We start from the raw sequence: 19,448 nt of genomic DNA, 5'->3' as shown, positions 1-19,448 counted from the left end.
GGTTGGTTATTCCAGCGTGCATCACCCCTCACTGCCTCTGGAGAACCCCATGGCGAAGACGTTGGAGAACGCGGCGCTGGTGCTCATCGACATCCAGAATGACTACTTCCCGGGAGGTCGGTTCGAGCTCGACCGTTCCGAGGTCGCGGCGGTCCACGCCCGCGCGGCGCTGGACTTCTTCCGCGAGCGGAACCTGCCGGTCATCCACGTGCAGCACATCTCGATGCAGCCGGGGGCCACGTTCTTCCTACCGGGGACGCAGGGGGCGGAGATTCATCCCCGCGTCGCGCCTCGTCCGGGGGAGGCGGTGGTGCTCAAGCACTTCCCCAACAGCTTCCGGGAGACGGACCTGCAGGAGCGCTTGCGGGCGCTCGGGGTGAAGCAGCTGGTGGTGACGGGGATGATGACGCTCATGTGCGTGGACGCGACGGTGCGCGCGGCGGCGGACCTGGGCTACCCCGTCACGCTGCTCCACGACGCGTGCGCGGCCCGAGCGATGGAGTTCAATGGCCAGACGGCCTCCGCGCCCCAGGTCCACGCCGCGTTCCTCGCGGCGCTCGGCATGGCCTACGCGCAGGTCGTCTCCACCGGCGACTTCATGGCCCAGGCCTCCGGGCACTGAAGCGGAGCGCGCGCGGCATTTCAGGTCCTGGCAGACCCGCCTCGGTGCCGTGCTCTACTCAGGCGGCGCCGCGCGCAGGTGCGTCGCATGAACGAGACACCCGGGGATTGAAGATGCCAGCCAGCCGTCCGACGAGAATCGCTGTGATGGGGAGTGGGCTCATGGGGACCGCGCTGTCGCGAGCCTTCGCGGCGGCGGGCCATGAGGTCGCCGTGTGGAACAGGACTCACGCCAAGGCGAAGGCCGTGGGAGGTGGCACCGTCGCCTTCGAGAACCTCCGCGAGGCCGTCTCCGGCCGGGACCTGGTCGTCGTCTCTCTGTCGAACTACGCCGCCAGCGCCGAGCTGTTCTCCTCGGCGGACGTCGCCTCGGCGCTCTCGGGGACCACGCTCGTCCAGCTCACGAGCGGCTCACCCGCGGATGCACGAAGCGGCCTGGAGTGGGCGAACGCCCACGGCGTGGACTACCTGGACGCCGCGATTCTCGCCTACCCGAGCTTCGTCGCCACCGACTACGCCACCGTCTTCTATGCCGGCTCGCGCGCCGTCTTCGACCGGCACCACCAGACGCTCCAGGCGATTGCCCGCAACTCCGTGTACGTCGACGAGAAGATCGGCTCCGCGGCGACGCTCGACTGCGCGATCCTGGAGGCCTACTACGGCGGCTGCCTGTCCATGCTCCACGCCGCGGCGATGTGCAAGGCGGAGGGGCTGGACCCCCAGTTGTTCTTCGCCCAGAAGGCTTCCTTCCTCGGGCTCGTCTCCGTCACCGCCGACGCCGCGCGGGACATGGTCGCGCGCGACGACTTCTCGGGGGACCAGTGCAGCCTGAACACCCACGTCGCCGCCCTCGAGCACATCGTCCGGCTCAGCCGCGATGCCCGCATCAGCGCGCGCTTCCCCCAGGAGCTGCTCGAGAACTATCGCCGGGCGCTCGGCGCGGGGCTGGGCGCGCAGGAGCTGCCCGCGGTGTTCCGCACCTTGACCCAGGAGTGAGCGGAGCCGCCGAGGCCGCTTCGATGTCGCGAAGCGGCCCCGGAGGCGGGACTACGGCAGCGTGCCCTTGTAGAGCACGGTGAGGGTGATGATGCCCTCGGGACCGATGGAGCCGACGATGGGCTCCTCCTGGTGCTTGGTGCTCCCGTAGAACGACGCGAGGCCAATCTGGCTCTCGACGGGGGCGGCCACCTCGGCGGTGATGTCGAACTTCGTGTCGCCCATGAGCTGGCGCACCTGGTCCAGCGTCATCTGCACGGTGGTGCCGTTGGAGTCCTTGACGAGGAGGGTCGGCCCGCCCGCGGCGAGCTGTTGCGCGCGGAGCAGCTCGAACTGCTCAGGCGTGAAGTACCTGGCGCGCATGGGCTTGGGGAGTCCCGCCACGAAGCCGCTGAAGTTGAGCCAGGACACTTGACCCTGGGAGTTCACCGGCGTGTTGCGGGCCCAGGCCTCGGCGAGGTCCGGGCGCCGGGTGAGCATCACCACGTGCTCTCCCACGCTCTTCCCCGCGGACTCCCGCACCGCCGTCCAGAAGCGCTGGAAGAAGGGCATGTTCTCGATGGCGCCTTCCGCCAGTCGCCCGTCCCGCACCGTGCGCGGATGGAGGCCCGTGTTGATGATGGTCTCCAGGTCCTCGATGACGATGTCGCGGATGCCTCGGTAGCCGTGGACGCGGGAGCCCGCGGCGGACGCTCCGAAGCGGGGCATGGGGGTGAGCACGCCGATGCCATCCGCCACGATGTTGCCCGGGCGCGCCTGCGTGTCGACGCCCGGCAGCTCCAGCAGGCTGCTGAGCACGAACGACGAGCCGAAGCTCACGCCGCCCTGGACCGCCGCGGCCTGCGTGTACTTCGGGTCCCCGTTGAGGATGCCCTCCAGCGCGCCCGGCGTCCCCAGCGCATACGCGCCGACGCCGCCCATGCCGTCGATGGCCGCGCCGCGCACCAGCGCGCCCATGGCCCCCTGGCCGCGCCCCGCCGCGACGATGGACAGGCGCATGCCGAAGTACGTGGTCAGTCCGTCCACCACGCCACCGGCCACCGCGTTGCCCAGGTGGAGCTGGCCCGTGGCGTCGTAGTTGTTGCCCGCGTTGAGCGCCGTGCTCACCACGCTGGTGGTGAGGCCCGCCGTGCCCGCCTGGAGGGAGGCGGTGCCCAGCGTGACGCCGCCCACCGTGAGCGTGGCGCCGGCCGGGATGGCGGCCGCGGCGAGGATGGGGGCCGCCATGGAGGCCACCAGCCCCACGCCCGCGATGATGGCGCGGCGCCGGCCCTGGACGTTCTCACCCATGGCGGCGATGGCGTCGCCGTAGCGAGGGAGGCTGGCGCGGAAGGTGGCGTCCTGCGTGCTTCCGGCCGTCACGGCCTGGGCGATGTAGGCCGGGTCGTTGGACGCGCGGACCTGGTCGGCGAGCGCGGAGAGGCTGTTCGCGTTGAGCGCGGCGTACTCGTCGAGGCGGGAGTTCTCGATGGGGTTGCCGCCATTGAGGACGTTGATGGCGGCGGAGGTGAGGCCATCCGCGCCATGTCGCGCCAGGTCCGGGTTGGCGAGCCCGCTCGAATAGGTGGCCAGGTCGTCGAGGTAGTCGGCGGCCTGCGCGGACGAGAGCTTCCCGGCCTGGATGGCCTGGGCCACGGTGGCCGCGTGCAGCGGCGTGCCGAGCGCGGCGATGGCGGGGTGGCGCGCCAGCACGTCCGGAGGCGGCGTGGGAATCTGCGCTTCGGGCGGGATGAGCGGCTGGCCATCCGCGTCCAGGGGGACCTGGCCATTCGGGCCGAACGCGCCCGTGAGTCCCGTGGTGAGGGACTCGAGCTGGAGGAAGGCCACGGCGGTGGCGAGGTTGCCGTTGTGGTGGTCCACCAGCTGCGAGGTGAGCTGGGGGTTGTCGAGGAACGCGACGTACAACCCCTGGCGCTGCTCGGCCGTGGCGCCCTGGAGCAGGTCGCCGACGTGGCCGTTGCGGAGCAGCTCGCTCATGCGCGCGGACTCGGTGGCGGCCAGGGTCGGGTTGCCCATCGCGTACACCGCGCCGAGCCCCTTGCCGAGGGCCTCGCGGAACGACGCCTGCTCCATGGGCATGGGCCCGGCCTGCTGGGCGACGGTGAGGAAGAACTTCGCCTGTGCGCCATCGGGGGCGCTCGTTTGGGTGGCCAGCGTGGCGGCCACGTTCATGAAGTCGCGGAGCGCGAGCATGCGGCTGCCGCTGTTCAGGAACGTCGGGTCGCTCGAGTTGGCCGGGTTGAGGCCCAGGGAGGTGACGAACGACGCCATGCCGTCGGGGCCGACGGCGTCGAGCACGGCCTGGGCGGCGTCGGGCGTGGTGGCGGAGCTCAGCGCCCACGCGGCGACCTCGCCGGTGTGGATGCCGCGCGCGGCGAGGGCCGGGTCCATCGCGGCGGTGGCGAGGGCGGCGGACATCTGCGGGGTGAAGCCGCCGGCGGCCACGGAGAGCTGCTCCATGGCGGCGTTGAAGCCCTGGAGGTCGGCCTGGGGGCCGCGGAGCGGCGCATAGCGCGAGGCCATCGCGGTGGTGAGCGCGGCGAACGCCTGGGGATTCTCCTCGCCGGAGTCGAGCCAGAACGCGTCCTGGTCGTGGATGAGGGCGCCAATCTGCTGGGAGGTGGGGTAGGGCGGCAGGGCCTTGACCGCGGCGTCGAGGGCGGCCTGCTGGTCCGCGGTGAGCGGGCGGCCCTCGTTGGTGTCGGCCAGGAGCATGTTCTGGACCGAGGCGGGGATGCGCGCGGCGTCGAGGGCCTGCTGGCGTTCGGGTGAGCCCGGGGGCGCGCTCAGCACGCGGTTCATGGCCGCGCCGCTCGTGGTGTGGACGAGCTGGTAGTTGCCGGCGGCGTTGAACTCCTTGAAGTTCGCGTAGGTGCGGCCGGTGGACGGGTCGAAGATGGACTCACCCTGCCGGATGACGGCGTGGCCGGCACTGCCCTGGGCTCCGGAGCGGGTGTCTCGCAGGAGGAGGACCTCGCTTCGCGCGCGAAGCTGTGGCGTGGCGAGGGCGAGCCAGTCGCCCACCGCGTCCAGACAGTTGCGCTGGCCGTCGCGGGTGTTCTCCGTCAGCAGGGTGGTGGCGGGCGCCGGGGTGGAGGGCGTCACGACGCCATCCATGGCGAGGAGCTGGCCACGAGATTGGCTGGGAGTCGTCGTCTGCGGGGCGCGAGACAGGATATCGCCGCCGAAGAAGCCACCGCGCTGAGGCTTGGGAGCGGGCGGTGGAGGTGGTGCGGGTGGTGGTGGTGGTGCCGGTGGTTTCGACGCCGCCTGTGGCTTGGGTGGCGGTGGAAGCGGCAGCGGCTGCGAGTCGCGCTTGATCGTACTCAAATGTTTTCCCCCTCTTGCTGCCGCCATGCTGCTGTGATCAGGCAGTGGTTTCCAAGGGGGGGATTACGATTTCATGCGATTAATCTGGCGACAGTGCTGATGACGCCCGTGCATGAGACGGCCGCGAAACGACGTCACACGTTGTCATTCCAGACAGCGAGCCTGGCGGGTGGCTCGCCTGGATTCCCAGGTGACTCGACGCGCCCGTCTCACCAATCAGGGAGTCCGTCGGAGCCGATGGAACGGAGGAGGGGCTGGGTGATTTCTGCCTCACTGAAATCCGGCTCGCTCATGATGGGGGCCCTCACCTGGAACGACCCTGGGCGATGACCACATGACGCCAGACGACCATCGCATCATCGACGTGGGCTTCGACGAGGACCGCATCCGGTTGCAGCTCACGGATGGCCGTGTGCTGACCGTGCCTCTCAGCGGCTTGCTCCGTGTCGCCAAGGCCACGCCCGAGCAGCGGCGGGCTTGGGCCCTCACCGAAGACGGCCGAGGCGTGAACTGGCCGGAGCTCTGGCCTCCCTCCGCTGATGGAATGCTCAGTGTCTGGCACCTCGAGCAGGACGCGCTCTATGAGCATGCGCTCGCGCGGCTTCAACAGGTCCACAGGGATTCATCCGCCCTGCCGCAGGCCGAGCGCGAGCTGGTGGCGCTCTGGCGAATGGAAGCCGACATCAACAACGGCGGCTTCATGCAGTTCTTCTGCAACTGGGGTGAAGAGACCTGCCACCTGGCCATCGAGGCGTTGGGCGGGATGGGGGCTCAGGGCACGCGGCAATGTCTGGAGGACATGCTGCATGTCGTCGCCCACTACGGTGAGACCGAGGAGAGGGTCTCGCTGTCCGACCTGCCCGGCATGTTGACCGACGCCGAGCGAGAGCGGCTGTACGCGTTGGACCAGGCGTTCTGGAAGTATCCCGAGTCGCTCGCCAGGCGGGTCGTGCGTCACTACGCGCCTCGTGTGACGGTCGGCGCGAGCTGAGACGTGCCTGGCCGATAGCGTGTGCGGGAGGGGCGTCTCCGGAACGTCACGACGCCTGCCTTCTCCGGGAAGGGCTGCCCGCAATCAGGAGGAGTCGGTTCACGGCACGCGGCACGGTCGACCCCTGACGCATCTACTCCGCGTCCCGCCCTGTCAGCAGATACTCGAGTCGGTCGCTCTCGGCGGCGACATGGCGGAGGGTGAGCTGGAACTCCTCGGCGGTGAGACCGGCCTTGGGGACCCAGCCTTCGGCATACACCCGCCCTCGTGTGTCGAGCCGGAAGCTGACGAGCTGGGAGGCTCGGTTGTATCGCCAGAGCCTCAGCGGGAGGTCTGGGATGTCTCGCACGGCGGCGGCGCGAGCGACGACGGCGTGGAACTCGATGACCTCGTCGGTCTCGCGGACGCGGACGCGGTGGCTGCGTTGGTTCTCGAAGTCGACGATGAGCTCGTCGCCGTCGATGGCCACACGCGCGCCGCGACAGAACACCCGCCAATCAGAGCTCACGGTTGCCCTCCTCCCGGAGTTCGGCTTCGAAGGCATCGAGCCTCGCGTCGCGGCCATCGTCGAAATGCTCCTGCTCCATCCGGTCCGCCTGCTCCGTGACCCGGCGCACCAGCAGCCTCACGCGTGCGGCGTCATGTTCGGGAGCCCCGAGCACCACATCGTCCTCGACGGTCAGGTCGTAGAGTCGCGCCTCCTGGGTCAGGATCGCACCGAGGCGGGAGGAGATTCGGGCACCGCGTGCGGCAATGGGCTCGGGGTCCTCATCCGGCTCGGTCCGGCCGATGGGACTGATGCAGCGGACCACGGGGTGCCCCTGCTCGGACTTGAGCGTCAGCGTGAAGGGCTGGACCCGGCCCGTCGAGAGGGTGGTGGTCCCCAGGAGCGAGCCCTTGGGTGGGTGGGGTGCCCAGTCGATGTGCGTGCCCTCCATCGAGAGCCGAGGGAGCCGCTCGAAGCGCTCCCGGACGCGGGCTCCGAACGTGCCCTCGACCGCCAGGGCTGTCTTCTCTCCCTGCGTGGCCCACGGAGGAATGGGGAACGCGCTCTTGAGCGGGCCGCTGAGCCGGTCGACCTGCTTCCGGGCCGCGACCATCTCTCGCCCCACGTCGATGCGTCGCTGGTCTGGCGCGGACACCGTCAACCCCTCGTGCATCAGCCGCAGGAAGGTGTTCATGCGCTCCAGCACCCGCTGCACCTGGAGGACCTCCACCGTGTCCTGGAGGTGGGGGAGGTAGACCTGGAGACAGTCCTCGCCACGCGGCTCGCCTCCGAGCGCGGAGAGTCGCCGGTCCGACTGCGAGCGGACCCGGTCGATGCGTCCCACGCGCTGCTCCATCGCCGAGGGAGTCCACGAGATTCCGTAGTGGTGGACCGAGGAGCAGAACGTGTGCAGGTCCTCGCCTTCTTGGAGCAGGTCCGTGGTGACGAGGACGAAGGGGTAGCCCGGCATCCGGAATTGACGGACCAGGGTCTGGTTGACCTGTCCCGCCATGCCTCCCGTGGGCTGCTGTTGGCGCAGCAGGCTCGCCACGTAGCGCGCGGACTCGCCGAGCGGCGTGGTGCGCGCATCCGGGACGTTCACATCGAGAATCAGCTCGAGGTTCCCCGCGATGTCCGCCAGCTCGTCGAGCGCCCCCCAGGGACGTGGCGCCGTGGCGCGGAGCTGGGACTCGAGGAGGTCGAGGTACTCGCGCAGCAGTCGCCCGCCACCGGTCTCCAGCTCCCGCTCGTCGGCGTCGTCGCCGTGCTCGGCGGTCTGCTCGCCGCGTCGGTGGATGGCCAGGGTGGTGCGGCCCGCCATCGCCGCGACATACAGGTCGATGAAGGCATGCCCGAGCCGCGCGGCCACGGCGAGCAGCTCCGCGCGAAGCACCTGCTCGCGGTACTCGCTCCGGAAGTCCTCGACGGTGTCGCCCCGACTCGTGGGTCGGGGCCAGATGCGTGCGCGAAGCTCCGCGCGCTCGGGGCGGCGCAGCTCGTTGAAGAACGTGGTGCGCTCGAGGGCGGAGGCGAGCTCCTGGGGCGCCTCGGTGGCGGGCTCGCGAGACATGGACGTCCGGAACCGCTCATCCCAGATGACCCGCGCATGGACGGCCAGGGTCCCTGTTGCACCTTCCTGGAGCAGCTCGAGCGCCGCGGCCTGCGCCGCCTCCATGCGACTGGCGCGGGTGACGACCTTGGCCTTGCGGCTCAGGTATTTCGCGGCTCTTTGCCGCAGTCGCTCCGTCGTCTCCTCTCGTGTGAGCTGGCAGGTGGACGCCAGCGTGGTGAGCACCTGCCCGGGCTCCGCGCCCAGCAGCGCCATCACGGTGTTGTCCGCGAAGAACGTCGAATAGGCGCCGCTTCCCTTGATGAAGCGGGCCTGGATGTTGGCCCCGCTCAGCACGCCCTTGGGGCCCTCGCCTCGGAAGTACCAGGCGAAGAAGGTGTCGGTGCCGCCTCGGTCGTCCACCTCCACGTCCGTGCCGACCACGTCCTGGGGTGTGGAGCTCCCCTCGTGGTGGGACCGCTCCGCGGCGCCCTTCTCGAGCCGGTACTGCGCGACGACCTCATCGAAGGGCGCGTGCAGCACTTCTGGAAGTCGTGCGCGCAGGTGGGGAATCAGCCAGTCGTCATAGCGCTCGTCGAGCTTGCGCTTCAGCTCCTTGACGGAGGCGACCCGCCGGACGAACACCAGCGCCTTCTTGCCCGTCACCCACGCGGACGCGAGGCTGTCGACGACGGCATCCATCTTGGGGTGGGGCATCTCGCGCCCGAACTTGAGCCGATAGCTCTTCGCCAGTCGGTTCAGGTCGTGGACGTCGATTCCCTCTCGTTCGAGGGCCAGGTCGGACTGCTCCGAGTCGTCGAAGGTGCTCTCCTCGTCGTCCTGTCGTCGCAGCCTGGCTGTCTCGAGGAAGCTCTCGAACGAGGCGAGCATTCCAATCTGGAACGAGTGGTTGAACTGCTTGCCGCTCAGCAGCTCACTCACCTTCTTCTGCACCAGCGCGACGAGCAGCCGCTGCCGGTCGTCCGACACGGTGATGGGCTCGTCGTGTTGATGGACACCTCCGGCGCGCCACTCCCGCCGGTACATGTTCTTGGTGTGCTCTCGTCCCGCGATGCGCATGGACGTCACGCGCCGGACGAGGAACTGGCCCGCGACCTCTTTCTTGCGCTCCTCGGGCACCGGGTCGTCGCGCAGCTCGCGAAAGCCTCCCGCGAGCCCGAACAGGTCGAGCTGGTTCCAGACGTGCCGGTAGGTCTCCTCGAGGGGCGTGGCCGAGAGGAACAGCACTCGCTCGGCCCGAGGTCCATGGCCCGGGAAGAGGCGGAGGTCCGGGGCGTCCTCCGGCGCGTGGCGGCCGAACGCCTCCGCCAGCACCTGGTTGCGCGAGGAGCCCGAGAGGTTGAACCCATGCTTGAGGTTGTGGGCCTCGTCGACGATGACGAGGTCGAACTTCGGCAGCGCGCAGCACAGCGCCCGGGCGAAGTTCCGCTTGAAGACCTCTTTGTTGCGCAGGTCGAAAGCCTCGTCCCGAAGCCAGGGCAGGTGTCGCCTCAGCCCGTCGCGCAGCGCCGTCCAGCCCTCGCTCGCCTTGCCCACGGGAAGGCTGAAGCTCGACATCCGGACAAAGAAGTCCCGGTTCGGGTCGATGCTCGTCTCGTGGACCAGCTCGAGCAGGTTGCCGCAGTCGACGAGGGGCCGCGCGGGTCGACCATCGAGCGCGCGCATCCGGAGGTCATCGAAGCGCACGTTGTGCGCGGCGAAGTTCGTGAGCTCCTTCTGCCACTTGCGTTGGATGTTCTCGCGCGGGGTGATGACCAGGACCCTGAAGCCCGGATTGAAGTGGCGGAAGAGGGCAAGGGCGCCCAGCGCCACATACGTCTTGCCCATGCCCACCTCGTCGGCGAGATAGGCGAGGCGGTGCTTGCTCAGGATGTTGTGGATGGCCACGGCACCGCGCAGTTGTTCCTCCGCGCGGTGTCCGGCGCCCATCCGCTTTCCGAAGTCGAGCAGCGCGCGGGCCGTATCCAGGTCGATCATGACTGCTCCTCCTCGGGAAGAGCTTCCGCCCGCTGGATGAACCACCGCTCGAACCAGTCGAGGAAGGCTGGCATCTCCGTGTTCCCGCTGGCCAGGGCCTCCCGCAGGGGGGCCGCCTCCACCAACTGGGCCTCGAGCGCGCGGACGTCGTCGCGATGCTCCGCCCAATACTCGGGAGCGGTCCGGCCCAGCTCGCGAAGCAGTTGCTTCGCGCACAGGGTGACGACGTAGTGGTCGACACGCTCCCCCTTTCCCGCGCGCGAGTCCTTCAGGACGCGTTCGAGCAGGCTGCCCAGTGAGTCGTACTTCTTGCCGAACAGGCGGTAGTCGGCCTCGCGCGACCGTTTCTGCGCGAGCGCATCCCGGACGTGTTTGTCCAGGCACTCGAAGGCGTGGAAGATGCCTGCGAAGCGGTCGAACAGCGTGGCCTCGACGGGCAGCGGTGCCAGCCGGGTGATGAGCGGGTCATCATCGCCCGTGATGTTGGCGCGAGCCTCGATGAAGGCCGCGCGCTGCTCGACGGTGAGCAACGCCCAGTAGCGGAGGATGTCCGCGGCGCTGAGGTCGAGCAGCAGCGTGGGGCGCTTGAACATCCCCTCTTCCTGAACCAGGAGGAACCCAGGTTGGGGACCTTCGCCCACCACCTCGAGGAGCGACGTGGAGTGAAGGGTCGTCTCCAGCCGCTGCGCTTGCTCGACCGCGAGAGGAACCCAGGTCCGAGGCGCGAGGCTGGAGAGCTCGAGCAGGGAGACTCCGCCATGCCTCACGGACAACGAGGGAGAGGGCGTGGCGTCGGCCCAGAACGCGAAGGCTGCCTGGGTGTCCCAGTGATAGCGCAGCATGAGCTGCGTGCCGCCATCCGTCGCGGCGCCTTCCGTCTCCTCCCGAGGCGAGAAGACGGGAGGCCGTCGGGTCTCGGTCTCCAGCCACCAGTCCGGACGGGATTCCGAGGTGACCTCGACGAGGAAGCCTGTCTCCCAGTTGCCACCACGTCCCGTGAGGCGAAAAGCCGCGGTCGTCAGGTTGGGCGAGCCGACGAAGATGAACTCCCGGCCGCGGCGCTTGGGTTCGAAGAACCGATAGACCTTCGCGTGGACGGTGCGCTGTCTCGCCTCCTCGGACTTGCCCAGCCGCAGCAGGTCCGAGGGCAGCGTCCCCCAGCTCACCTCCGGCAGCTCGCTCAGCCAGGTGAACAGCGGCTCGGAGCAGAGCGCCTCTCCCCGGTCATTCCGGGGGAGGAACACGCGGGTCTCCCGAGGTGCGAAGCGTGTGAGGAGCTCCTTGAGCGGTGCCGACTCACCACCCTCGTCGAAGTAGGGCGAGATGACTTCGAGGCAGAGCCCTCGGAGGAGCTTCCCCGTGGCGTCCTCGAGGAAGTCGGGGAGGGAGGCTTCCCCCGCGTGGAAGCTGGGGAGAATCCGGACATCGGCAAACGTCTCTTGCCGTTGGGTCGTACCACGCAGGAACTCACGGAGGTCGCGGATGGCTCGGTGGGTGGCTCGGAGCTCGTCGTTCACCCTGCGGCCCTCGGCGGCGGCGACCAGGGCATCGAGGTATCGCAGGAGCGAGGTGCGCAAGGGGGAGTGAGCGCCCTCGGCAATCTCCTCGACGTGGGCTGCCTCCACGTTCTCCCACCAACCCGCGCGCGTGAGGTTGGCGGAGGCGCAGGCGCAGAGCAGCGTCCTGCCGTGCTTGCCATCCGGACCCGGTTCCACGTCCTCGACGAGCGCGAGGACATTCTTGGGGTGGAAGATGCCCGTGGGATGTCGAATGGGGATGCGGCGGGTGTCGAGCTTCGCCGTGCCCCCCTCGGCCACGAGGCCATGCGCGTCGTAGTAGACGGCGATGCTGCCGGGCAACGAAACGAGGGCCTCTTCCAACTGGACGAGCTTGATGGCGGGTGCGTGGCTGAGGGCGATGTCGAAGAAGACGGGCAGGACTTCGGCCTCGAAGAAGCCGGGCTCGAACCGGAAGGTCGTGAAGACGGCCGAGACGAGCCGGCGTCCCTTCATCCGCTCCAGGAAGTGTTCGGAGAGGACCGAGCGTGGAAGGTTGCTCATGGAGTGCCTCGGAGGTCGGCCGCGACGTTCCTCAGCGCCTCGATGAAGTAGGCATGGCGCCAGTAGGTCGGCAGGGCCTTGGCGCCGGGGAGCCGGCCCAGGTGCTCATCCCGGAGCCGCACATGGAGCTTGCCATTCTTGAGCGTGGTCCAGGCCGCCGCTCCTCGAGCCTTCATCACGGCTTCGTTCTGCGCCATGAGTCGGTGGAGGGCTTCTTCGTATTGGCCCGCGTGGAGGGACTCGGCGAGGAGGAGCCAGCGCCGGCCGGAGTCATCGTCGCCAGGGGTTCGCAGCTCGGGCTCCAGTTCTCGCGTCGCCGCGAGGTCGATGGTGCCCCGTGGGGCGGTGCCCCAGTGCTTGCGCACGCCCTGGGCAATCTCCGAGAGGGTCTGTTCATGGCAGCCGAGCAGGTGCTCGAAGAGCGCCACGGAAGGGGCAAGCAAGAGCTCCGTGGTGCGAATGCGGTCGAGGCGGGACGCGAGCTGCTCGCCCACCTCTCCGCGCTTCATCGCGCGATGCGAGAGGGCCTGGAGGCTCTGGGGCGTGAGGACCCAGTCCTCGTCCTCCAAGGTCTCTGAGAGCAGCTCGGCGAACAGTCGCTGCTGGCCACGGGTTCCACGTGAGGCATCGAGGTCCGCGGGGCCTCCGTGGAGGAGGTGCTCCCGGTAGAGCTGGCGCTCGCCTGCGCGGACCTTCTTCAGGATGCGGCCGATGCCCTCGAGGAACTGCGTATCTCGAGAGTTCTCGCGGAGGTCGAGCGGATGGCTGGTGGCGCGCAGGCAGTCGATGATGCCGGACACCGTGCGGGCACCTTGTTGCTCGAGCAGGGGGAGCAGGTGTCGCTCCACGGCGTCTCGGGCGTCCGGGGTGAGTCGTGTGGGCTCCCCCGCGAGGAGATGGGAGGCGCGGGCGGGCACCGTGTAGAGGCCCCAGAGCCCGTAGATTCGCTGGTTGCCGAGAATCTGCGCCCCCGAGTCGGTGCCCAGGTGGATGCGTTCTCCCTCCGCGAGTCGTCGGGCCACGCGCTCGGTGCCGCGGTAGCTCCGGTCCTCGTTGACGAGGGTGCGGGCGTACGCGGCCAACTGTTCCCACTTCAGGAAGGTCGCGAGGTCCCCCTCGGAGCCGCCTGCGTTGGCGACACGTTCGACGAAGTAGTGCCCGAGCAGGAGGACGGTGAAGTCCCTCACCGAGGTGCTCACCGTCGTCAGATTCGCGACGACGTGGCGCCCGAGCCGGGACCACAGGGACTGGACGCCGAGAGGGTCTCGCGACCCCTTGATGGCGGCGCGAGAGTCGAGCTGGGTCAGGAAGGGTTGGGAGAGCATGGCCTCGAGTCACGGCAGGGTAGCGCGAGTCTCCCTGCCGGACATCGAGTCAGCCATACCCCTCCCGGGGGAGGGGGCACCGCCGCACTATCGGAGGGTCCCGGCCACGGTGCCTCCGCGGGTGTTGTTGGCGTAGCACCCGGCACGGAGCTGGTCGCTCCCGACACCCCGCAGGTTCCCATCGTGGGGGGCTGCCCGGCCGTCAGGATGACGGTCTGGTTCGCCGTGTTCTGCGTTGCTCAGCCTTTCGAGGAAAGGACATGCATCAACTCCGGCAACAGCTCCTCCGCGCGTGCGGTCACGGTCTCGATGTCCTTGGCCGGAGAGGCGTTCACCGGGTCGATGCTGAACATCCGCGCGCCACGCTTCCCCGCGATGGCGCGGATGTGCTCCGTCGCCCCCACCGAGAACGAGGTCCCGATGAAGACGACCAGCCGGGCCTGCCGCGCCAGTGCGAACACGCGCTCGATTTCGTAGCCCTCGTGCTCCGTGTAGTTCTCGTCGAACCAGAGGATGTGAGGCCGAAGCCGGCTGCCGCAGGCCGGGCAGTGCGGCACCGTCTCCGGGCTCGGGTCCGCATGGAAGGCCCCGAAGTCCACCGACTCGAGCGGCACCGTGCCTCTCGGAGGTCCCAGCTTGCACCCCCGCGCGGTGCACCGCGCCTTGTCGAGGCTCCCGTGCACCTTCACCAACGCCCGACTCCCGGCCCGCTCATGCAGGGAGTCGACGTTCTGCGTGACGATGGCGAAGCCCCGTCCCTGTTGCGCCTGCCACGCCTCCCACTCGACCAGCGCCAGGTGGGCGGGGTTCGGCTGTGCGCCTCGCGCCAGCTCGAAGCGTCTCAGGTAGATCTGCCACGACTCGTCAGGCGCTCGCTTGAAGAAGGCCCGCGTTCCCTTCTCCATCACCTCGTTCGCCCACACCGCGCCAGGGTCTGTCCCGCGAAAGGTCGGAATGCCGCTGGCCAGGCTGATTCCAGCGCCCGTGACGACGAGCACGGACTCGGCGGGTGCTCCACGGGCGGCGGCGACAAGGGGATCGACTCCTGAAGGCTTCATCGCGGGTCTCCTCGGCTCCATGGACGCTCGAGGGATGGGAGCATGACGCTCTTTGTCGCCCGTGTCTGTTCGTGTGAGGTCACCCCTCGGGCCGCTGCCACGCACCGCGCCTGAGGAGCTCCTCGCGCAGCTGCCCCCGCGCCCGATGCAGCCGGGTCTTCATGGTGGCCAGCTCCAACCCCAGGGCCTTGCAGACCTCATCGCCAGACAGTCCCTCCAGGTCTCGCATGATGAGCACCTCGCGGTAGGCGGGCGCGAGGCCCGCGATGGCCGCATGGACGGACTGGATGAGCTCCCAGCGCTCGAGCGCCTGCTGCGGGTCGACCCCCTCCGGCGCGAGGACCGCCTCTTCCTCGGCCCCCGCCCCCAGGGCCCGCCGCTCGCGGACGAAGGGGCGGAGCATCCGCAGGCACGCATGGCGCACCACGCTCATCAGCCACGACAGGACGCCGGCATCCCGCTGCACCTCGGGGCGCCTCGCGAGCTTCGTGAAGGCCTCCTGCACGGCATCGTCCGCGTCGAACCCATCCCTGCACACCCGCAGGCCGAACCGGTACACCCGGTCGTGATACGCACGCACCAACACGGCAAGGGCTTCGTCATCCCCCCTTGCCGCGGCGGCGAGCAGCTCCGTGTGTGCGGCGCCCATCAACGCCCAGGCTCGAGGGGGCACGTCGAGCGCCCCATCAGTGCGTAGCCCAGGCAGCTCCCCGCCAGGGCCGTGAAGAGCATGTACACCCCCAACCCTCCGCAGGCCGCGAGACGGAACGCCAGCGGGAGCGGTGCCATGACCGCACACACCAGCAACCCCACGCCCCCCAAGGCCCTGAACAGCCGCTCCAGATTCCCGACATTTCGCTTCATGACGTCCTCCTTGTACGAGGAGAAGTCACGTCGCGCCCGAAAGGATTCAGGGCCTCGGATTTTTCTTCAGCAGGGGGCTCAGGCCGCGACAGCCTCCGTGATGCTGAGGGCGCTCGGAGTGGGGAGGATGCGCGAGAGCTTCAGCCCCGCCTGTGCGAAGAGCTTCCGGAAGTCCTCCTCCGTGCGCTCCCGCCCCGGCAGTGACGCCAGCATCATCACGTCCAGCACCTTGCCTCCGTGCGGCGCGTTGCCAGGAGGAATGACGGTGTCGAGGACGAGGACCCGCCCGCCTTCCGCCATGGCCTCACGGCAGTTCCGGAGGATGCGGACGCACGTCTCGTCGTTCCAGTCATGGAGGATGCGCTTGAGGACGTAGGCCTCCGCGCCCTTGGGGACGGCCTGGAAGAAGTCTCCCTCCTCCAGCGCACACCGCTGCGAGAACCCCGCCTGGGCGATGCGAGCGCCCGCGAGCACCTGTCCATGGTCGAAGAGGACGCCGCGCACCTGGGGCGCGAGCTTGAGCACCTCGATGAGGAAGCCGCCGTGTCCACCGCCCACGTCCACCACGCTGCTCAGCCCCGTGAAGTCGTAGCTGGCGGCGATGGCGCCGTTCTCCATGTCGGACAGGCTGGACATGCCCTGGTGGAAGACGGCGCCCTGCGCGGGGTCGTGGTGGAGGTAGTCGAAGAAGGGCTTGCCGAAGATGCGGTCGAACGGCGTCTGTCCGGTGCGGACCGTGTCGACCATCTCCCCGGTGGGGGCCCAGAAGATGCGCTGTGTCAGCATCCGCACCGCGGCGCGCAGGGAGCCCGGGGCATCGCTGCGCAGGTACTCGGCGGCGGGAGTCAGCGAGAAGAGGCCCGCGGCATCCTCGGAGAACACCTCCACGCTCGCGAGCAGCCGGAGGACCCGGTACAGGGCCTGGGCGTGGACGCCCAGCTCCTCCGCGAGCGAGGCGGCACTCCGAGGCCCCTGGACCAGCTTGTCCGCGACGCCCAGCTCCGCCACGGACGACAGCGCACCGGAGAGGATGAAGCCAAAGCCCAGGTCGACGATGCGCTGCGCGGGATGCACGGTGGGTGAATTCATGCCGTGCATCATGGCCCACTCCTCCGACGTCAAGCCAATGGCAGCGCATACCCACCGTCGGGGTCTGGACCCTCGTGCTGCCTCCGCGTCGTGAGGCAGGGCAGGGCGCTCGAGTGGGGCCCTGACCTCCCCTGGCGCTGTCTCCCGTGCCTGCATCCCCGCGGTGACTATGGCCGCAGCTTGAGGTGCAGCAGGTCCGCCCGACGCAACGTCGGTGTGTACCAGGTGCCATCGACCTCGAAGGCCGTGGTCAGGTCCCCCGTGAGGACGACGCCGCCGTCCACGAGCGTCAGCCGGGACGACAGGGATTGGAAGGGGTCGAAGACGCGCACCCAGCGGGTCTCCAGCGCCGACGTGAAGCTCGCGACCGTGGGGCGCTCCGGGGCGGTGTCCTCTGGGAGCCCGATGGCGCCCAGCCCCAACACCCCCCCTTGGCCGGACTGCACCGTGAAGAGATTTCCGGAGGCATCGACAGACAGCTCACGGAGGAGGAGTGTCTGGGTTCCTCCCGGGAAATGCCGCAGCATCCGTTCCGCGCCTGTCGGTGAGAGCTTGCCGAGGAAGGGCTCTCGCATTCCGTCGTAGGCGTCATCCGGCTCCGCGCTGGCGTAGGCCGTGCCCGCGAAGGTGAAGCGGCCGTCGAAGTGACCGGAGAAGACCACGTCACCGTCGGGCAGGACGGCCACGTCGTACAGGTCGGCGAAGAGGACGTTGGTGGCTGTCGGCAGGAGCCAATGCCACAGAAAGTCGCCGCTCACGTTCCATCGCGCCACGAACAGCCCGCTCTCACCGAGTGCCCCCGCGCCGAAGTCAGTGCCCCAGCCCGCCCAACCGCCGACCGTGACGTTCTCCTGGGCATCCACCGCGACGCTCACCGCCTGCGTGCCACGCAGCGCTCGCGTGTTCAGCATGCGCGCCCACTGGTAGGTGCCGTCCCACTGGACCTTCAGGACGAAGGAGTTCGGCCACTCGTCGTCATAGGGGAAGGGCTTGCCGGAGTAGACCTCTCCGCCTCCGAAGTCCGTGTAGCCCCAGAAGCCGCCCGTCAACACCGCGCTGCCGTGCGCGTCCGTCGTCAGGTCATGCACGACCATGGGGTTGTCCATGAACTCGCCGCCTCCGCGGAACCAGGCGTTGTAGCCGCGCGTCCAGTCCACCGCGCCCGACGGGGTCAGCTTCATCACGAACATGCCCGTGCCCTGCGGCAGCGGCCCCTTCCCCAGGTCTGGCGCCCCGGCGTACTCACCCGCGACGAGCACGTTCCCGAGCGCCGTCACCACGACCTGGCGGAACTCCACCCGCTCCTGGGGGAAGGTCACCCGCCACAAGACCGCGCCGTCCGTCCGGTGCAACGTCACGACATCCGTCTGCTCGGAGAAGGGCTCGCTGTCCCGGGTCTTCTCTTGCGTGCCGAGGACCGCGAAGCCTCCTCCCGGGGCGGGGGCCGTATCCCGAACATGCTCCGCTGAAGCGTTGTTCGTCTGCTTCACCCAGGTGCTCCCTCCCGAGGTCGACGGGCCTCGGTACGAACAGAACGGGTCGCTGTCCCTGACGACGACGAGCCGGGGGGCCGCGTCCAGAATCCAGTCCGTGCGAGCATCCTCGGACGCGAAGCTCAGCCCCAGGTTGGAGTCGGCGACCAGGGCGAAGGCGTGCCGGCCCGAGCCCGTGAGCGCACCCGTCACGTCGTACTCCACCCACTGGTTCCGCTTCACCGCGCCTGCATCGCCCAGCAGCTCCAGGCGTTCGGGCGGGTTCTGCCAGGTGGCCGCCGCTGGCTCGAACGCGCGCGCTTTGTAGAGCCGAGGGCCATCATCCGTGGCCTCCAGGGCGAAGAGCTGGAGCAAGACGCGACGCACGGGCGCCGCACCGAGGTCGACCTCGAAGTCCAGGTAGCTGGTCATCGCCGGCGCAGCGTCCACGCGCAAGGACGCCTCGCGATGGAACGTCGTCGTCGGGCGCTCGGCGCTCACATAGGTGTCATGGCGAGGAGGGCTCACCTTCGCGACGACTTCCCGGCGAGTCAGGCAGGCCTCGGTCGGAGCCGCACGCGCGGCGCCCGTCCACACCAGGAGCCGAGGCGCACGTGCCACCGAGACCTCCCGCGAGTCGAAGGACAGCCCGTTGCCCGACGCTCCGTAGAGGCCGAAGGTGACCGCCCCGTTGCCTCGGACCCGGTCCGTGACCTCGTAGTCCACGTACCCCCAGGGCGCGAGGAAGGGCATCCGGTCCACCTCGTTGCCCACCTTCGCCGGACGTGTGTTCCAGGTGGCGCTCGCCTCGCTCCAGGTCCCTTGGGTCGAGAACAGCGCGGGGCCCTCCGTCGTCCCCTGGGCTCCGACATACAGGCGCAGCACCGCGCGCTGGACCGACTCCGTCAGCCCTTGGACCTCGAAGCGCAGGTGCGCCTCCCGCTCGGGCGACGGGCCCACCCACAGGTCCCGGGCCGAGCCTCCTTCCGAGGAGGTGGGCGCGGCGGCGGAGACGGTGGTGTCCGCGCTCGGGCCGAAGGTGACGGGGGCTCCCGACACGGTGATGGGCAGCGCGGGGTTCGCCGGGTGGTCCTCGGCGGACTGGACGGTGAGGACGAGCTGGGGACGCAGGGTGGCGTCGGGGTGTTCGCTCGACGCAATCGACACGCCGTCGTCGCTGTTGGCCACGAGGTGGACGTCCGTGAAGGCACCCGTGGAGATGTGCAGGTCCGTGATGTCCAGCTCGCTCCAGGTGCCGCTGGCCACCGCCCCCATGCGGGTCAGGGCGCTGTAGTCGGAGCGACTCGGCCGCGTGTCCCAGGTCGTCAGCTCGTTCCAGGCCCGCCCCGAGATGCGTGGGTCATGCGCGATGGGTCCCTCCGACGAGCCGTCCAACACATACACTCGCAGCCGTGCTGTCGTGAGGGTCCCCTCCACCGGGGCGACGTAGAAGCGCAGGTACGCCTCGGACTCCGGTGACTTGTCCACCTCCAGGGCTGGCCGCGAGCCGAAGCTCGTCGTTGGCGCCGCCGCCGACACGTGCGTATCCGCGGCCGCGATGATCGTCACGGTCCGCGTGATGAGTTCCTGTGTCTGGCTTCTGGCCTG

At 69.3% G+C, this 19,448-nt stretch carries 13 protein-coding genes; 3 read left to right on the top strand and 10 right to left on the bottom strand.

Annotated features, from left to right (window positions below; genetic code table 11):
- Positions 1 to 49: 49 nt before the first annotated feature.
- Both MYSTI_RS28610 and MYSTI_RS28605 read left to right on the top strand, forming a co-directional pair.
- Positions 50 to 622 carry a cysteine hydrolase family protein gene (locus MYSTI_RS28610; RefSeq protein ID WP_015351297.1) on the top strand — a complete coding sequence of 191 codons (573 nt, stop codon included), beginning with the start codon at positions 50 to 52 and terminating at the stop codon, positions 620 to 622.
- 113 nt (positions 623 to 735) lie between these two features.
- Positions 736 to 1,617, top strand: a complete 882-nt coding sequence (locus MYSTI_RS28605; RefSeq protein ID WP_044281511.1) for an NAD(P)-dependent oxidoreductase — start codon at positions 736 to 738, stop codon at positions 1,615 to 1,617.
- Between the two features lie 51 nt (positions 1,618 to 1,668).
- On the opposite strand, the gene MYSTI_RS28600 is transcribed toward MYSTI_RS28605, so the two are convergent.
- On the bottom strand, positions 1,669 to 4,722 hold the full coding sequence (locus MYSTI_RS28600; protein ID WP_169558672.1) for a hypothetical protein: 3,054 nt from the start codon (positions 4,720 to 4,722) through the stop codon (positions 1,669 to 1,671).
- A gap of 559 nt (positions 4,723 to 5,281) precedes the next feature.
- Between MYSTI_RS28600 and MYSTI_RS28595 the strand changes: the two genes are divergently transcribed.
- Complete coding sequence (locus MYSTI_RS28595; protein WP_015351294.1) at positions 5,282 to 5,938, top strand: DMP19 family protein; 657 nt, start codon at positions 5,282 to 5,284, stop codon at positions 5,936 to 5,938.
- Positions 5,939 to 6,071: 133 nt separating this feature from the next.
- Here MYSTI_RS28595 and MYSTI_RS28590 read toward each other — a convergent pair whose 3' ends face one another.
- From MYSTI_RS28590 to MYSTI_RS28550, 9 genes are all read right to left on the bottom strand, one after another.
- Positions 6,072 to 6,446 carry a hypothetical protein gene (locus MYSTI_RS28590; protein ID WP_015351293.1) on the bottom strand — a complete coding sequence of 125 codons (375 nt, stop codon included), beginning with the start codon at positions 6,444 to 6,446 and terminating at the stop codon, positions 6,072 to 6,074.
- Complete coding sequence (locus MYSTI_RS28585; protein ID WP_015351292.1) at positions 6,436 to 9,972, bottom strand: DEAD/DEAH box helicase family protein; 3,537 nt, start codon at positions 9,970 to 9,972, stop codon at positions 6,436 to 6,438. Before MYSTI_RS28585 ends, MYSTI_RS28590 begins: the two co-directional genes overlap by 11 nt.
- Positions 9,969 to 12,032, bottom strand: a complete 2,064-nt coding sequence (locus MYSTI_RS28580; RefSeq protein WP_015351291.1) for a phospholipase D-like domain-containing protein — start codon at positions 12,030 to 12,032, stop codon at positions 9,969 to 9,971. Before MYSTI_RS28580 ends, MYSTI_RS28585 begins: the two co-directional genes overlap by 4 nt.
- Positions 12,029 to 13,357: a hypothetical protein gene (locus tag MYSTI_RS28575; RefSeq protein ID WP_015351290.1), complete on the bottom strand. Its 1,329-nt coding sequence runs from the start codon at positions 13,355 to 13,357 to the stop codon at positions 12,029 to 12,031. The genes MYSTI_RS28580 and MYSTI_RS28575 overlap by 4 nt, the downstream gene beginning before the upstream one ends.
- A gap of 239 nt (positions 13,358 to 13,596) precedes the next feature.
- Positions 13,597 to 14,415, bottom strand: a complete 819-nt coding sequence (locus MYSTI_RS28570) for an SIR2 family NAD-dependent protein deacylase (RefSeq protein ID WP_015351289.1) — start codon at positions 14,413 to 14,415, stop codon at positions 13,597 to 13,599.
- A 79-nt stretch (positions 14,416 to 14,494) separates the two neighbouring features.
- Positions 14,495 to 15,064 carry an RNA polymerase sigma factor gene (locus MYSTI_RS28565; RefSeq protein ID WP_015351288.1) on the bottom strand — a complete coding sequence of 190 codons (570 nt, stop codon included), beginning with the start codon at positions 15,062 to 15,064 and terminating at the stop codon, positions 14,495 to 14,497.
- A complete protein-coding gene (locus MYSTI_RS28560) occupies positions 15,064 to 15,279 on the bottom strand; it encodes a YgaP family membrane protein (protein ID WP_015351287.1) in 216 nt (71 codons plus the stop codon). Before MYSTI_RS28560 ends, MYSTI_RS28565 begins: the two co-directional genes overlap by 1 nt.
- Positions 15,280 to 15,357: 78 nt before the next feature.
- A complete protein-coding gene (locus tag MYSTI_RS28555; RefSeq protein ID WP_044900709.1) occupies positions 15,358 to 16,368 on the bottom strand; it encodes a methyltransferase in 1,011 nt (336 codons plus the stop codon).
- A gap of 167 nt (positions 16,369 to 16,535) precedes the next feature.
- Positions 16,536 to 19,409 carry a CBM96 family carbohydrate-binding protein gene (locus tag MYSTI_RS28550; protein ID WP_233277986.1) on the bottom strand — a complete coding sequence of 958 codons (2,874 nt, stop codon included), beginning with the start codon at positions 19,407 to 19,409 and terminating at the stop codon, positions 16,536 to 16,538.
- Positions 19,410 to 19,448: the final 39 nt, after the last annotated feature.

Source organism: Myxococcus stipitatus DSM 14675 (assembly GCF_000331735.1).
In the GTDB taxonomy this organism is placed as follows: domain Bacteria; phylum Myxococcota; class Myxococcia; order Myxococcales; family Myxococcaceae; genus Myxococcus; species Myxococcus stipitatus.
This window is presented reverse-complemented; position numbering and strand designations above follow the sequence as displayed.

Excerpts from the sequence above, each read along its gene's own strand:
- MYSTI_RS28580 (WP_015351291.1), bottom strand. The coding sequence starts at position 12,032 with ATGAGCAACCTTCCACGCTCGGTCCTCTCCGAACACTTCCTGGAGCGG.
- MYSTI_RS28555 (WP_044900709.1), bottom strand. The coding sequence starts at position 16,368 with ATGAATTCACCCACCGTGCATCCCGCGCAGCGCATCGTCGACCTGGGC.
- MYSTI_RS28570 (WP_015351289.1), bottom strand. The coding sequence starts at position 14,415 with ATGAAGCCTTCAGGAGTCGATCCCCTTGTCGCCGCCGCCCGTGGAGCA.
- MYSTI_RS28585 (WP_015351292.1), bottom strand. The coding sequence starts at position 9,972 with ATGATCGACCTGGATACGGCCCGCGCGCTGCTCGACTTCGGAAAGCGG.
- MYSTI_RS28595 (WP_015351294.1), top strand. The coding sequence starts at position 5,282 with ATGACGCCAGACGACCATCGCATCATCGACGTGGGCTTCGACGAGGAC.
- MYSTI_RS28560 (WP_015351287.1), bottom strand. The coding sequence starts at position 15,279 with ATGAAGCGAAATGTCGGGAATCTGGAGCGGCTGTTCAGGGCCTTGGGG.
- MYSTI_RS28575 (WP_015351290.1), bottom strand. The coding sequence starts at position 13,357 with ATGCTCTCCCAACCCTTCCTGACCCAGCTCGACTCTCGCGCCGCCATC.
- MYSTI_RS28605 (WP_044281511.1), top strand. The coding sequence starts at position 736 with ATGCCAGCCAGCCGTCCGACGAGAATCGCTGTGATGGGGAGTGGGCTC.
- MYSTI_RS28610 (WP_015351297.1), top strand. The coding sequence starts at position 50 with ATGGCGAAGACGTTGGAGAACGCGGCGCTGGTGCTCATCGACATCCAG.
- MYSTI_RS28565 (WP_015351288.1), bottom strand. The coding sequence starts at position 15,064 with ATGGGCGCCGCACACACGGAGCTGCTCGCCGCCGCGGCAAGGGGGGAT.